This is a genomic window from Kyrpidia tusciae DSM 2912, from assembly GCF_000092905.1.
GTDB classification, from domain to species: Bacteria; Bacillota; Bacilli; order Kyrpidiales; family Kyrpidiaceae; genus Kyrpidia; species Kyrpidia tusciae.
On sequence record NC_014098.1, the window covers coordinates 1,217,728 to 1,232,172 of the forward strand.

The 14,445-nt window shown below is 59.0% G+C and carries 14 protein-coding genes; 11 read left to right on the forward strand and 3 right to left on the reverse strand.

Annotation, left to right across the window (positions count from 1 at the left end; translation table 11 throughout):
• The first annotated feature begins 81 nt into the window (after positions 1-81).
• On the forward strand, positions 82-789 hold the full coding sequence (locus BTUS_RS06030; protein ID WP_013075229.1) for a ComEA family DNA-binding protein: 708 nt from the start codon (positions 82-84) through the stop codon (positions 787-789).
• Complete coding sequence (locus BTUS_RS06035) at positions 786-2,924, forward strand: ComEC/Rec2 family competence protein (RefSeq protein WP_013075230.1); 2,139 nt, start codon at positions 786-788, stop codon at positions 2,922-2,924. Before BTUS_RS06030 ends, BTUS_RS06035 begins: the two co-directional genes overlap by 4 nt.
• On the opposite strand, the gene ku is transcribed toward BTUS_RS06035, so the two are convergent.
• Positions 2,841-3,668, reverse strand: a complete 828-nt coding sequence (gene ku, locus BTUS_RS06040; protein WP_013075231.1) for a non-homologous end joining protein Ku — start codon at positions 3,666-3,668, stop codon at positions 2,841-2,843. The genes BTUS_RS06035 and ku overlap by 84 nt on opposite strands.
• A 35-nt stretch (positions 3,669-3,703) precedes the next feature.
• Positions 3,704-4,249 carry a hypothetical protein gene (locus tag BTUS_RS18380; RefSeq protein WP_013075232.1) on the reverse strand — a complete coding sequence of 182 codons (546 nt, stop codon included), beginning with the start codon at positions 4,247-4,249 and terminating at the stop codon, positions 3,704-3,706.
• A 125-nt stretch (positions 4,250-4,374) separates the two neighbouring features.
• Here BTUS_RS18380 and BTUS_RS06050 point away from each other — a divergent pair, with 125 nt between their 5' ends.
• Genes BTUS_RS06050 through BTUS_RS06060 form a run of 3 tightly spaced genes read left to right on the forward strand, consistent with a single transcriptional unit; the run spans position 4,375 to position 6,956 of the window.
• Entirely contained in the window at positions 4,375-5,550 is a 1,176-nt protein-coding gene (locus BTUS_RS06050; protein ID WP_013075233.1) for an NAD(P)/FAD-dependent oxidoreductase, read from the forward strand.
• Between the two features lie 43 nt (positions 5,551-5,593).
• A complete protein-coding gene (gene holA / locus BTUS_RS06055; protein ID WP_013075234.1) occupies positions 5,594-6,682 on the forward strand; it encodes a DNA polymerase III subunit delta in 1,089 nt (362 codons plus the stop codon).
• Positions 6,618-6,956, forward strand: a complete 339-nt coding sequence (locus tag BTUS_RS06060) for an alpha/beta-type small acid-soluble spore protein (RefSeq protein WP_083780061.1) — start codon at positions 6,618-6,620, stop codon at positions 6,954-6,956. Before holA ends, BTUS_RS06060 begins: the two co-directional genes overlap by 65 nt.
• A gap of 77 nt (positions 6,957-7,033) precedes the next feature.
• Here the strand turns inward: BTUS_RS06060 and rpsT are convergent, their stop codons facing one another.
• Positions 7,034-7,324: a 30S ribosomal protein S20 gene (gene rpsT / locus BTUS_RS06065; RefSeq protein WP_013075236.1), complete on the reverse strand. Its 291-nt coding sequence runs from the start codon at positions 7,322-7,324 to the stop codon at positions 7,034-7,036.
• Positions 7,325-7,541: 217 nt separating this feature from the next.
• Between rpsT and gpr the strand changes: the two genes are divergently transcribed.
• The 6 genes from gpr to hrcA all read left to right on the forward strand — a co-directional run bounded on the left by gpr (position 7,542) and on the right by hrcA (position 14,387).
• Complete coding sequence (gene gpr / locus BTUS_RS06070) at positions 7,542-8,597, forward strand: GPR endopeptidase (protein WP_013075237.1); 1,056 nt, start codon at positions 7,542-7,544, stop codon at positions 8,595-8,597.
• 131 nt (positions 8,598-8,728) lie between these two features.
• A complete protein-coding gene (gene spoIIP, locus BTUS_RS16775; protein ID WP_013075238.1) occupies positions 8,729-9,850 on the forward strand; it encodes a stage II sporulation protein P in 1,122 nt (373 codons plus the stop codon).
• Positions 9,851-9,886: 36 nt separating this feature from the next.
• Positions 9,887-10,171 carry a hypothetical protein gene (locus BTUS_RS06080; protein WP_013075239.1) on the forward strand — a complete coding sequence of 95 codons (285 nt, stop codon included), beginning with the start codon at positions 9,887-9,889 and terminating at the stop codon, positions 10,169-10,171.
• A 57-nt stretch (positions 10,172-10,228) separates the two neighbouring features.
• Positions 10,229-12,064, forward strand: coding sequence for a translation elongation factor 4 (gene lepA / locus BTUS_RS06085; RefSeq protein ID WP_041305140.1), 1,836 nt, complete (start codon positions 10,229-10,231; stop codon positions 12,062-12,064).
• Positions 12,065-12,122: 58 nt separating this feature from the next.
• The gene (hemW, locus tag BTUS_RS06090; protein ID WP_013075241.1) at positions 12,123-13,286 is read left to right on the forward strand and encodes a radical SAM family heme chaperone HemW; all 1,164 of its coding nucleotides are present in this window, start codon (positions 12,123-12,125) and stop codon (positions 13,284-13,286) included.
• Between the two features lie 75 nt (positions 13,287-13,361).
• The gene (hrcA, locus tag BTUS_RS06095) at positions 13,362-14,387 is read left to right on the forward strand and encodes a heat-inducible transcriptional repressor HrcA (RefSeq protein ID WP_013075242.1); all 1,026 of its coding nucleotides are present in this window, start codon (positions 13,362-13,364) and stop codon (positions 14,385-14,387) included.
• Positions 14,388-14,445 lie beyond the last annotated feature (58 nt).

Here is a 14,445-nt window from a genome sequence, read left to right on the forward strand (position 1 = left end):
TGCCTTCAATCAAGATGAAGGATTTCAAAACAAGGCACCGGACGGCCTCTGTCGAATTGGACCTGACGGAGGTGATGAGGGTTGGAGGGAATCCGCAGGGTTTGGGGCCGAAGCCTGGCAAGGGTGGTGCAAAAGGGTTGGTGGATCGTTCCGCTGGTGCTCCTGGCGGGGGTGTGGTTTCTGTGGAGCGAAAGGAGTCGGTCCCACTCTGATGCCGTGCCGGTTTCGGCCGCCGTTGAAACGGAGCTCCTGGCCGGGCGGGGGCCGGGTGCCCCGAGCTCCCGAACGATCGCCGTGGACGTGAAGGGGGCGGTTCAAACGCCGGGGGTGTACCAATTGCCGCCTGGCTCTCGGGTAAAGGAGGCCCTGGATGCGGCGGGGGGAGCTCTGGAATCCGCGGAACTGAGGGGCATCAATCTCGCGGCCAAACTGGAGGACGGCGCCATGGTGGTGGTGCCCGTCAAGCCGTCTGCGGCCACCGAGGCGGGTAACTCTTCCTTGTCGCGGGAGGGCCTCCGGGGCGGACAAGCGGGGCCAGCCGGCCAAACCGCGGGGACCCCGGTGGGGTCAGGGCCGACAGCCCCGGCGTCGGGCGGGATGGTTCATATCAATTCGGGCAGTGTGGAGGATATCGATCGCCTTCCCGGCATCGGGAGGAGTAAAGCCGAAGCGATTGTGCAGTATCGTTTAGAGCACGGGCCGTTTTCTTCTGTCGATCGCCTGGAGGACGTGCCGGGCATTGGGCCGAAACTGGTGGAGCGAATCCGGCCACAGGTTGATTTGCAGTGACTCCGCTTCCGACAACCCAGCTGTTTCCACTGTTTGGTGTGTGGACCGCCGCATGGGCAGTCCTGGGGCAGTCAGCCTCTTGGCAGTGGAGCGGGATGGCCTTGTTGGTCGCGGTTCTCATGTGGGGATGGCGGATGGAGGGGCTCCGCCGCCGGACCTGGGTCCGGCCTGAGGGTGTTGGGCACTGGATGCGTTTTTACGTGTATCGCCGCGAAAGTGTGGCCGTCGGTCTGGCGGTGGTCGCGTGTTTCGCAGGAGGCCGGGTGTCCGGCACCGAAGTTCCACCGTTGGATGGGTGGATCGGCGAACCTGTCGATGTGGAAGCGCGGGTCGTTGCAGTTTTGCCCCGGATCCCCGGTGCCGATCCCGTCGTGGAGGCGGAATTGGTGCGACTCTTTCCCAGCAGGGGTTCTGCCGAATCGTGCAATGGGGTGCGGGTGCGAATGGGGATGCCTGTGCCCGTGGTTGAAGGGGACTGGATCGAGGCCCGGATCCGTCTCAGTCCCCCTCCAGCGCCCAGGGCTCCATTTCCTCATGGAGTAGCAGACCCGTGGGAACGGGCGGAACTGTTCTATCGGGCGGAACTGGAGTCACCCCCTATCGTGCGGTCGACTTGGCGCAGTGTGCCTGGGAAGGTTCGCAGTGCTTTCGAACAGGTGTGGTCGGGAAAGGTGAACTCTTCCTCGGAACCACTCCTTAAAGCCATGGTGTTGGGAGACACCGGGGATCTGGATCCGGCGCTCAGTGAGGCCTTTGCTTTGACCGGCGTGGCCCACGTGGTGGCCGTCTCCGGCGCGCACCTGCACGTGGTGCTATGGCCTCTCAGGCGCTGGCTGGAAGGGCGCACATCTGCCCGGGTACGGTTTTGTTGGCTTGTCGGCACAGCTTTTTGCTATGCCGTCCTCACCGGTGGAAGCCCTTCGGCGATGCGGGCGGCGGCCATGGTCACCTATGCGGGGATGGGGGAGGTCCTGGGGCGGCGTCCGGATCCGCTCCATGCCTGGGGGGTCACTCTAGCCGCGGAATCCCTTTTGCACCCAGAGTGGGTCTTTGATCTCGGGTTTCAGCTTTCATACGCGGCCACGTGGGGCATCTTTGTTCTGACGCCCGCCCTGCGCAGCGCTATGGGACAAAGGCCCCGCCGGGTCCTCGAGCTTCTTGCTGTGGCCGGCGCTGCAGAGATCGCCACCTGTCCGATTTCGTTTTCCAGGTTCTATGTCTGGAACGGATGGACGTTGTTGGCGAATCTCTGGGTTCCCATGGCGGGGGCTCTGCTCCTGGGAGTGGGTCTTCTATCGCTTCTCACAGCCCCCGTCCCTGTACTCGGTGATGGACTCATCTGGATTGCCGACCTGTTGGCCCAAAGTATCATCGGAGGTGTCACGGCCATGGACGGCGACCGGCGCTGGCTTTTCCGGCTGGGTGAACTTCCGCTATGGATCTGGGCCCTGTACGGGGGCGGGGTATTGTGGGCATTGAGCCGCTGGGGAAAGGGCCGGCGCACGGGCCGATTTTGTACGGTCGTTTTCTGTGCTGTGGTGGTCCTTTCCGCCCGGGCGGTGTCGGAGCAAATGGTGGTCTTTGCCCTGGACGGCGGTTCGGCAATCTTTCTGGAATCGCAAGGAGTTCGGGAATTAATCTGCAGGGACGACCGAGGGGATCTCGAGATGGTGATTGTCCCGTATCTCCGTCGGTTGGGCGTGTACAAGTTGGACCGGGTGTGGCTGGCTACTTTTGAAGAGTCCGGGGGAACTCGGAGTTCCGGATCGGGGTTAGAGGTTCTCAAACGTCGACTGGCTCCGGAGCGAGTGTTACCCTGGGATAGGAATCACTCGATGCGCGTCGAGATCGGCGACCACCCGATATGGGTGGGCGGCTGGCCGCCCCAGATTCTTGTTCCGGGTCGATTTGTGGTGGATGTTCACCCCGAGGAGCCCTTGCCCGGGTTTACGGGGCTAGAGCGCCGGTGGTCGACAAAGGCCGATTCAGGTCTTCTCATTCAGAGCGAGGGTCGGGGAAACGTGGCCATACGCGGAATCCGAGGGACCATTTCAACGCCTTCCCACGGGTTCAACCCGGCGTTTCCCCTGGATCTGCCGCTCTTCCGGCCGCGTTTTAACCTGAACGGCTTGTAGGCTGGCCTGTAGGGCCTCCATGAGGTCGACCACATTTTTTTCGGGAGGCCGCACCTGGACCACTTCGTGTGCAGAGACGCGGGAAGCGATATATTCCCGAAGAGCTTCCCCGTACTCGTTGTGGAACGCTTCGGGATGAAAGGGGCTCGCCAGCCGATTGATCAGCTCTTTGGCCATGTCGAGCTCAGCCGCTTTCACTTCAATGCCGGATAAATTTGGAAGTTCCGCTGCAGATCGCAGTTCATCGGGGAAGTGAAGCATCGACAGGGCGAGCACATGGTTATAACAGCGAAGGATGGCCAAGTGTTCTTTGCTGCGCAGGGCGATTTTGGCCAGGGCGGCGAGACCGGTCTCTTGCATGGCTCGGTGCAGCAACTGGTAGGGCTTTTCGCCGAATTCCTGGGGCGATAGATAATACGTTCTTTCGAAATAGATGGGGTCCACTTCGTCGACTCGCACAAACTGAGTGATTTCAACGGTGTGCAGGCTCGGAAGGGGCAGGTGCGCAAGGTCGTCGTCGGTGAGAATCACAAACTCACCCGGCCTCCACTCGTACCCGCGGACGATCTGGTCCGCGGTGACCGTCTCGTTACAGTGCACACACCATTTTTTATACTGAATGGGTGTTTTGCACCGGTTGTGCAATTGTCGGAAATGGATGTCCCGATCTTCGACCACCGCATACAACTTGATGGGAATATTGACCAAACCAAAAGAGATACTGCCTTTCCACAAAGCGCGCACCGGGGATCCCTCCAGTTCCGGAGACTGAACCACTTTTATTGTGCCGCCGACGGATCGATTTCCAACCACGTACTTTGCTCCAAATGTTGGGGGTCGTTGTGGTTCGTTGAAGAGAGGAAGGATGTAAAAGCATCCACAGAATCCTGGGAAAGTACACTTAGCGATGCCTTCCGCAAGGTGTCAGAACCCAGGGAGGCTCCCAGTAACGGACGGGTGTTCCGGGTGATCAGTATCGTGGCGTTGCCAACAGGGACCCCGCTCCGGTAGATGGCTGTGATCACTTTTTGTGCCGTACTTTTTGCCGTTTGGATCGGATTCGGATCGTCCACATCGACGAAAGCCGTGGTGTAGACGATGACCCGACCTTGATCATCTTTCTCCATGTACACTTCATCCAGGTTTCCGATGGCTTTCAGTTGAGCGAGAATCGGATCGGCCTCGGCGTTCGAAACGTCTTGAAGGGGGGCATGAGCCGGCACCGTGACCCGGGGGGCCGCCGATGCGTAGGTGATGATGAGGAGGATCAGGACGACCACGGGAATGGCGAGCCTGCGGGTTAACCGCTTCGGACGGGTTTTCAATGGCGGCACGCTCCTTTTCGGATTCTGATAAACTCTATGGCTTGGCCACCCTTCCTATGATTACTACGGCATAAAAGGCGCTGAGCCGACCATACTAGGCTCGAAATCAAGGGGGTGGCGCGGGGATGGAGAAGCAAATTTTGATTCTCGGTGCGGGTTACGGCGGTGTAAAAACGGCATGTGGGCTGCAACGCCAGGACATACCTTTTACACTCGTGAACGATCAACCGTACCACCAATTTACGACTTTAATGCACGAAGTCGCGGGCGGCCGGGATCACCCCGACGATTACCGGATCGCGCTCCATGATTTGATCGACCCCCGGGTAGGCAAGATTCGCATCGGCACCGTTTCCGCCATCGATTGGAAGGGGCGGAGGGTACAAGTGGACGGGGCCTCGTTGGAATATGATGTGCTGGTGGTAGCCCTGGGCAGTGAAACCGAATTTTTTGGGATTCCTGGACTGCAAAAGTACAGTGTCCAGTTGTGGGGGTTCGATTCGGCCCTGGATATTCGACGGCGGATGGTGGAGTTGGTGAAAAAAGCGACGGCGGAGCATCCCGTGAACGTGATCGTCGGCGGTGGCGGGTTAACCGGAGTGGAACTCACGGGGGAATTGGCAGATTGGATTCCCCATCTTTCTCGTCAGTACGGCGTGCGCCCGGAACATGTTCACCTGATCTTGATTGAAGCCATGGAGACAATTCTACCCATGCTCGATGTTGAACTGCAGCGGCGGGCGAAGCAGGTCTTGGAGCAAAAAGGCGTTCAGGTGAGAACGGGCACAAAAGTGGCAGAAGTGAAGGACGGACAAGTGATCGTCGACGGTCATCCCCCCTTGAGTTATTCCTTGTTTATTTGGACCGGCGGGGTTCGAGGCAATCGCCTGCTCGGGGAAAATGGTTTCCCGGTGGACCGAAAGGGGCGGGTCCCCGTGGATCCCGTATTTCATCCGAAGGGCATATCCGATGTGTTCGTGATCGGGGACTGCGCGGCTTTCCCAGGTCCGGATGGGCGTCCTCTTCCACCGACGGCACAATTGGCGACCCAGATGGGCGACCATTTGGCTCAAAACATCGGGCATCTCCTCAAGGGGACGCCGTTGAATGCCTTTCACCCGCATTTGAGAGGGACACTTGCTTCTCTGGGCCGCGGCCAAGGCATTGGAAAGGTGGGGAATTGGAAGTTGGCGGGCGCAACGGCGAGATTTTTAAAAGAAGCCAATAAAGCGCGGTATTTGTGGAGCATTGGGGGATGGAAAACGTTCTCTCGCAAACGCGGACAGATCCGCTTGGCGTGATCTGTGCTTTCCCCTGTGTTATGCTGGGTTTGAGGTGGGGCGTATGTATTGGGATTCGTGGATTCGAGAGATCCGCGGTGGCACGCTGGCACCGGTCTACGTCTTGGGGGGGCCCGAGACATACGTGGCCCGCATGGTCGTCGAGGAATTGGAAAACGCCTGCGGGTTGTCGGTTCCGGAATTGAATCTGGGCCGGTACGATCTGTCCGAAACGCCGATTCAGCAGGTCGCCCTTGAGGCGCGCACCCCCCCGTTTTTTGGTGATCGCCGTCTCGTGATCGCGACCGGAGGCGAAGCCCTTTCCGGTCGGTCGAAAGTGCCTCACGATCTCACAAGTTGGGAAGAGTATGTGGCTGACCCCTCCCCGACGGCGGTCGTCGTGCTCCTTCTCGGCGATCACAAAATGGATGAGCGGAAAAAATGGGTCCGCAGAGTGAAGGAAACGGGACGCTGGTGGATGTGTCCTTCCCCAAAGGAATCAGAGCTGACCGCCTGGGTGAACAAAGAGGTCCAGCGCCGGGGTTTTCGCATGGGAGCGGACGCCGTCAACCGATTGATTCTCATGTCGGGCGGCCATTTGGCATTGATCGCTGGAGAATTGGACAAATTATCCTTGTACGCGCCGGGACAAACGATTTCTCGAGAAGATGTCGACCTATTGGTCGTTCCTTTCCCCGAACAGGATATTTTCCGATGGGTGGACGATGTGGTCCGTCTGGACATGGACCGGGCTTTAACCGGATTGGACCGACTTCTCAAGCAGAAGGAAAATCCCTTTAAGCTCTTGATGCTCCTGGCCAGGCAGTTTCGACTGATGTATCACGCCTTAAATGAATACAAATCCGGACATGTTAACACCGACCTATCCGCGGAGCTCGGCGTTCGACCTTATGCGTTGAAAATAGCTCTGGAGCAAGGGCGCCGTTATACACTGCGGCAACTGAGCGATGTGCTGCAATGGCTGGCCGACGCCGACGCGGACATCAAAACGGGGCGCCGTACCGATCGCGCCGCATTGAATGATTTCGTTGTCACCCTGCCAATTCGATTGAAAGGAGGAGAGTGGAATGCCCCGAAGACGTCGAATCCTCGTGCCGGAAGCCCGTCCCGCCCTGGATCGGTTAAAGCGTGATTTGATGGGAGAAGAAGGGCTTGCATCAAACCAGGGAAGCGACCAACCTCTTGAAGAGGAGGTGGCGGGCCAGTTAGGCATTCCCTTGGGGAAAGGCGATGACGGGGAGTTGACCACTCGTCAGGCCGGCAAGGTCGGGGGAGCCATGGGGGGACCCCTGGTCCGCAAACTCATCGAAATGGCGCAACAGCAGCTGGTGGAAACGGTCCAGGACATGCCAGAAGCAAATGGGAAGAGTCCCCCTCCGGGGACGCCGGGCCGCTCGGACCTGTAGCGGGGCGGTAGAGCCAAGGGTCTTGGCTCAACCCCGAGCCCAAAAGAAAAAGCCTCCGAGTCGAGGCTTTTTTACGTTCAGGCCGTTTGTTGAGTCTGCCGTTCCTTCACCGCTGCCTGGAACTTTCGCGTCAAACGGGATTTCTTCCTCGCTGCCGCATTCCGGTGCAGAATTCCCTTTGTCACGGATTTATCGATGCGCCGGATGGCTTCCCGCAGTTGACGTTCCGCAGCCTCGAGATCCCCGCTCTGCAGCGTCACGTGGAATTTTTTAATTGCCGTCCGCAGCATCGATTTCAACGAGGCGTTACGAAGCGTGCGCTTCCGAGTGATCTGTACCCGCTTGATGGCAGATTTAATGTTCGGCAAAGATTTGCCCTCCTTTCCCTCGCCCTTTGCGGCGCCGTTTTCAAGGCCGCCCACATACAGACAGAAAGTATTCTACCACGCCACTCAGCCTGGTGCAAGACGTGGGCGTCCGGAAAACGCGCATATCCCCAGGCTTGAGCAGGGTCGAACACGCCGCCCGGGGCATACTATGGGCAACTTCAGCTGCTTCAGCCATTAGCCTCGAGGAGGGAAGGACGTGCATAGAACGAACCCCTATACTTGGAGGCGGTTTGGTGAGTTTGTGGAGTGGACCCATCGGGGGCAAGCGCCGAAATCTCAAGGGGAACAGCGGGCATCGGACCCCCGGGTGGACCTGGCGGTGGAAGCCCACGAGTTGGCCGGCGGCGGCGACATCCCCGGGGTGGATGTGGAAACGTGGTCCGAGGAAGGAATCACGGTGACCCGGATGCACGTGCGGGATGAGCAGGCCGCCAGGCGGGTCGGCAAAGAACCGGGACGGTACAGCACCCTTGAGGTGCCGGGCCTCCGCAAGCGGGACCCCGACTTGCAAGAGCGGGTGTCGGCCCGGATGGCGGAGGAGTTGGCGAGGTTCATCGAACTGCCCGACACCGAGTCCGCCCTGGTGGTCGGCCTTGGCAACTGGAATGTTACGGCGGACTCCCTCGGTCCCCTGGTGGTGGAAAAACTATTTGTCACCCGCCATCTTTTCCACCATATCCCCGATCTCATGGGAGACGGATACCGAAGCGTCAGCGCGGTGGCGCCCGGAGTGCTCGGCATCACGGGCATTGAGACGATGGAGATTGTCCGGGGCATTGTCGAACACGTTAAACCCAAACTGGTGGTGGCCGTGGACGCTTTGGCTTCCCGGTCGACCAAACGGGTGAATACCACGATTCAAATTGCGGATACCGGGGTCCACCCCGGATCGGGAGTGGGAAATCGACGGAAGGGCCTGACCCGGGAAACCCTCGGTGTGCCGGTCATCGCCATCGGCGTCCCCACGGTGGTGGAAGCCACCACGATTATTCACGATGCGTTGGATTACCTGTTGCAACGACTAAGTCGGGAGGTTTCCGACCAGTTGCGCCCGGCATTGAACGCCTTCGACGTGGCAGAGAAACAAGAATGGATCACGGATATTCTCGATCCTTTGGGAGACAACCTGGTGGTCACGCCAAAGGAGATCGATGCCTTTGTGGACGATGCCGCCCACATCGTGGCGACAGGATTAAACGTGGCCTTCCATCCCGCCATTAGTCTGGAAGACGCTGCGCTGTTTACGCACTAAGACCGGGCCTTTCGGCAGGGCGGGAACCGCGCCCGACCGCTTCTGGCTCCGTCTGTGAATCCATTGACCATGGCATAGACCCGTCCATCCGGGCATAGCTTGTACCGAGGGATGGACGGGGGGTATCGGCCATGCGCAAATCGCCTTTCCGAATTGTGACATTTCACACGCCCCGAAGGGGGTTGAAATTCTCCGTCACCGCGTGGCTTGTCGTGGCTTCCGCGGCTCTTCTGGCTGCCGCATTGTGGTTTCTTCCGGGATCCACCGGAGGCTCTGGCCTGCTCGGCGCCGTGGACGCCCAAACCTGGTCCTCGGTGGTGCGCCAAGGCATGCCGCTGATGGATCGATCCGCTGCCCCCGCCCAGGTGGCCGGTGAACCATCCTGGGCCGCCTCTCTTTTTTATCACCTGACTGACGTCGATCCGACCCGCCCAACTGGCATTCTGGGATGGACGGTACCCGGCATGGCTTTTACCGACTACCCCATCGCTGTCGATGGTCGGACAGTTGACCTGCGTCCTCCTGAGGACGGGGCTCCCTCCCCCGGACTTTTTCAACACGAACAGCCCACCTCCGGCTCTTCCTCCACGGCGCCCAACCTTTCGTCGACGTCGTCGGATCCGTTGGTTTACGTGTATCACACCCACAATCGGGAATCCTTTTTGCCCATGCTTCCTGGGCGCACCAGTTTTGACGACGCCTATGACAAGGCGAAAAACATCACCCTCATCGGGACGGCCTTGGTGGATGACCTGAAAAAATTGGGCATTCCCGCGATCCACACCACGGTGGACTACTGGCCAATGGGGGATTACAGCAAAATGTACGTTTTCTCCAGGAAAACGGTCAAAGAAGTGCTGCAAAAATACCCGGGTCTTAAGCTCATCATCGACATGCACCGGGACTCCGACCCCCGGGATTTGACCACTGCGACAATCAACGGTCAGACCTATGCGAAAATCCGCCTCATCATCGGCGGCAATAATCCTGATTACCAGGACAACGAGCGACTTGCCGAGATGCTGAAAGGAGAACTCGACCGCCTGTATCCTCATCTGGTCCGGGACATCTGGGCCAAGCGCAGCACCACCTACGACGCCACTTACAATCAGGACCTTTCTCCCAACATGCTGCTGATCGAAATCGGCGGTCCGGAAAACACCGAGGCTGAATTGGATCGCACGGCAACGTGTCTCGCAAACGGCATCGCGGCGTTGCTGAAAGACCGGGGAGATCTGCGTTTAGCCCGCTGAGCGCCCTGACCATACTGGAGGGTGGAGGGATGTGCGGTGCGAGGGTTTATCGGTCGTTTGCTGACCTATGCGGCGCTTTTGCTCATGTGCGCAGGAGTAATCGCCATCGGCTTCGACATCGCCCAGAGGGGAATGAATGCCCTGGCCGGGGATCCGCCCCCGTCCCCCCCTTGGACACCCGCGGGTGAACGGCTCAACCAGCGCATTGAGACCGCGGCCAGTGATGTGTCGGTGGCGGTGGAACAAGTGGGTGTGGCGGCGGGCAGTTGGATGAAAGGTCAAACGCGCAACTTGTTGCTCAAGATGTTCGCTGATCGCTGATGCCGCCCTGAGGAGGTCCCTTGCCCGCTCCGTCGGCACAGCGTATAATTCGGGATGATGCTGGCGGACAGGAGGAGGGGGCACTTGGATCCCCGGGACAGACAGAAAAGAATTCGCAACTTTTGCATTATCGCCCATATCGACCACGGCAAATCGACGTTGGCGGACCGGATCCTGGAGTATACCGGTGCCCTAACTGCCCGGGAGATGCACGATCAGGTCCTCGATCAGATGGATCTGGAACGGGAGCGGGGGATCACCATCAAACTTCAGGCGGTCCGTTTGGAATACCGCGCATCTGACGGAGAGACGTATATTCTGCATCTCATTGACACTCCGGGCCACGTGGATTTCAGCTATGAAGTGTCCCGAAGCCTGGCGGCTTGCGAAGGGGCCCTTTTGGTGGTGGACGCCGCCCAAGGCATCGAAGCCCAGACCCTGGCCAATGTGTATCTGGCCCTGGAAAACGATCTGGAGATCATCCCGGTGATCAACAAGATCGATCTGCCCAGCGCCGAGCCGGATCGGGTCAAACGGGAGATCGAAGAGGTTATCGGCCTGGATGCCGAAGGCGCGATTCTCGCCTCGGCCAAGGAAGGGATCGGCATTCGGGAGATCCTCGAAGCCATCGTCCACTCCGTCCCAGCTCCCGCAGGAGATCCCGATGCGCCTTTGCAGGCGCTGATTTTTGACTCCCACTATGACGCCTATAAAGGGGTTATCATTTACGTCCGGGTGGTGAACGGAACGCTGCGCCCCGGGATGAAGATCCGGATGATGGCTACCGGGGCGGAATTCGAAGTGGTCGAGGTGGGAACTTTCCGGCCGAAGATGACATCGGTCCCGGAATTGTCCGTGGGGGACGTGGGTTTCGTCGCCGCGGCCATCAAAAACGTGCGGGACGCCCGCGTGGGGGATACGGTCACCGACGCCCTGCGGCCGGCCCAGGAGCCCTTGCCGGGATATCGCAAAATCCACCCCATGGTGTTCTGCGGACTGTACCCGGTGGACTCGAATGATTACCAAGATCTGCGGGAGGCCCTGGAGAAGCTGGAGCTGAACGATGCCTCCCTCAGCTATGAACCCGAAACCTCCGGGGCTTTGGGCTTCGGGTTCCGGTGCGGGTTTCTCGGTTTGCTTCACATGGAAATCGTCCAGGAGCGGCTGGAGCGGGAATACGGGCTCCAACTCATCACCACGGCGCCCAGCGTGATCTACCATGTGTACACCACCGCCGGGGAGATGATCCCCGTGGATAATCCCAGCCGGATGCCGGATGCGTCTCGGATCGAGCGCATTGAGGAGCCCTATGTGAAAGCTTCGATTATCGTCCCCAAAGATTTTGTCGGGACGGTGATGGAGCTGTGCCAGGAAAAACGCGGAGAATTCCAGGACATGCAATATTTGGACGAGAATCGTGCGACCTTGGTGTACAATCTTCCGCTGACGGAAATCGTCTACGATTTTTTTGATCGTCTCAAATCGAGCACCAAAGGCTATGCGTCCTTTGACTATGAACTGGCCGGTTATCGCCCCTCTGACCTGGTGCGCATGGATATTTTGATCAACGGAGAACCGGTGGACGCGCTGTCGTCCATCGTCCACCGGGACCGGGCTTACCAACGGGGCAGGGCGCTGTGCGAGCGATTGAAAGAGTTGATCCCCCGGCAATTGTTCGAGGTGCCGATCCAGGCTTCCATCGGCAATCGGGTGATCGCCCGGGAAACCATCCGGGCCATGCGCAAGAACGTGTTGGCCAAATGTTACGGAGGCGACATTACCCGCAAGCGCAAGCTGCTGGAGAAACAACGGGAAGGTAAAAAGCGGATGAAGCAAGTGGGAAACGTGGAGATTCCCCAAGAGGCCTTCATGGCAGTGCTCAAAATGGAATGACGGCGCGCGGCCCATCCGGTCGAGCGCCGTTCCAATCTCGGTGGGAGGCGGTGAGAACGTGAACCGGCTGCCGGTGAAGGCCTTGTACCTGCACGTTCCATTCTGTGCGCGCAAATGTTATTACTGTGATTTTAATACCTATGTCGCCAAGCCGGAAGTGTGGGAACGGTTCGTTCAGGCGTTGGTTCGGGAAATCCGCGCCCTTGGCCGCCTCTATCCGGATACGGTCCTCGAGACAGTGTACGCCGGCGGGGGAACGCCGAGTCTCCTGTCTTGCCGCCAGTGGCAACAGATTTTTGAAGCGCTGCGGGGTTCGTTTCACCTCGCCTCGGATGCCGAGATTAGCCTGGAGGCCAACCCGGGAACGGTGGATTGTGAAAAATTGCAAGTTCTCCGGGAGCTCGGGGTCAATCGGCTGAGCATTGGGGCGCAAAGCTTCAACCGGGAATTGCTCCGGAAGCTGGGCCGGTCTCACGGGCCGGAGGCGATTGTTCACAGCGTGGAGCTCGCCCGCTCGGTTGGGGGATTTTCCCTCAACCTCGATTTGATGTTCGGCATTCCGGGTCAGACTATGGAAGATTGGCGCCAGAGCTTGGCGGCGGCGGTGGAGCTCGGCCCGGATCACCTGTCCGCTTATGGCTTAAAAGTAGAAGAAGGGACGCCTTACAGCCGGTGGTACGACCAAGGGGTTCTCGACCTGCCTTCCGAAGATCTCGAGGCGAAGATGTATACCGCATTGATGGAATTCATGGATAAAACCGGGTATGAGCAGTACGAGATCAGCAATTTTGCCCGGCCGGGAGCGCGCTGCCGCCACAACTTGGTGTACTGGAACAATGAGCCGTACCTGGCCGTCGGTCCGGGAGCCCACGGGTATGTCGACGGGGTGCGGTACGTCGTCGTCCGGAACGTACCCGTTTACATGGAGCTCGCCTGGGAGGGGAGCTCGACGGTCGAGGAGCGCCATGAGGTCTCCGACGAAGAAGAAATGGAGGACACCATGATTCTGGGGCTGCGGCTGTTGGAAGGGGTGGGGGATGATCGCTTCGCCCAGCGCCACGGCCGGTCGCTGTTCGACGTTTTTTCCGAGCCGGTGGAGCGGTATTTGCGCTCTGGGCTCCTCGTTCAGGAAGGCTCTCGGGTTCGGTTGGCCCGGGAGGCGCTTTGGATCAGCAATGAAGTGCTCCAATCCTTTCTGGCCCTATCCATTGACAAAGTCTGACCATCTCTGGTATTTTCATCGTATGGAGGTTTAGCACTCATGGTGCAGGAGTGCTAACAGGCGGGGGTGTCAGAGGTGCTCACTGAACGGCAACAACTGATCCTGCGGTTGATTGTCGACGATTATATCCGTTCTGCCGAACCCGTCGGTTCTCGTACGATATCGAAACGGATGGAGACACATTTAAGCCCGGCCACCATTCGGAATGAAATGAGTGATCTGGAGGAGATGGGATACCTGGAGCAACCGCACACCTCAGCGGGACGGGTCCCTTCTCATAAAGGATATCGCTTTTATGTCGACCATCTGATGCAACCGCCTATGCTCAACGACCGGGAAGTTGCCGTGATTCGGCGACTGTTTCAGGAACGGTTGGAAGCCATGGAGCATGTGGTCAGACAGACGGCGGGAATTCTGTCCACGTTGACCAACTACACGGCTTTTGTGCTGGGCCCCATGGGCGAGGATGCCAAGTTGCGCCATATTCAGGTGGTGCCCTTGGGAGAGTGGGCGGCGGTGGCCATCCTTGTGACGGACACGGGTCACGTGGAGAAGAAAACGGTGATTCTTCCGGATCCGGCAGACCTGGCGGACATCGAGCGATTGGTGGAGGTGCTCAACCGCCGTTTAATCGGGGTGTCCATCAGTGAGTTGAAGGAAAAACTGGAACAGGAGATCGGCCTGGAATTGCGCCGGCACTTGGATCGGTTTGAACGCGGGTTGGCGCTGGTCGATGAACTGACGGCTTCGTCCGAGGAGAAAGTGTATGTGGGGGGCACGTCCAAGATCCTGGAACAGCCGGAGTTTCGGGATCTGGAGAAGTTAAAACCCCTGTTGGTCATGTTGGAAGACGCCCACGGTGTGGCCCGATTGGTGGGTGTGCCGCAGAAACAAGGTGTACAGGTTCGCATCGGGTACGAGAACGAACTGTCCGCGGTTCACGCGTGCACCGTGGCAACGGCCACGTACCGATCTTACGGCGGACGGATCGGAGTGATCGGCGTCGTGGGGCCCACGCGAATGGCGTACAGACGGGTGATCGGTGTATTGAATGTGTTATCCCATGTGTTGAGCGATCTCTTCAATCGGGAAGGCGCTTGATGATGGGGAAAGAACCACCGGGTGTGGCGGAGGTTGAACTCTGCCCGCCCGTATTTTT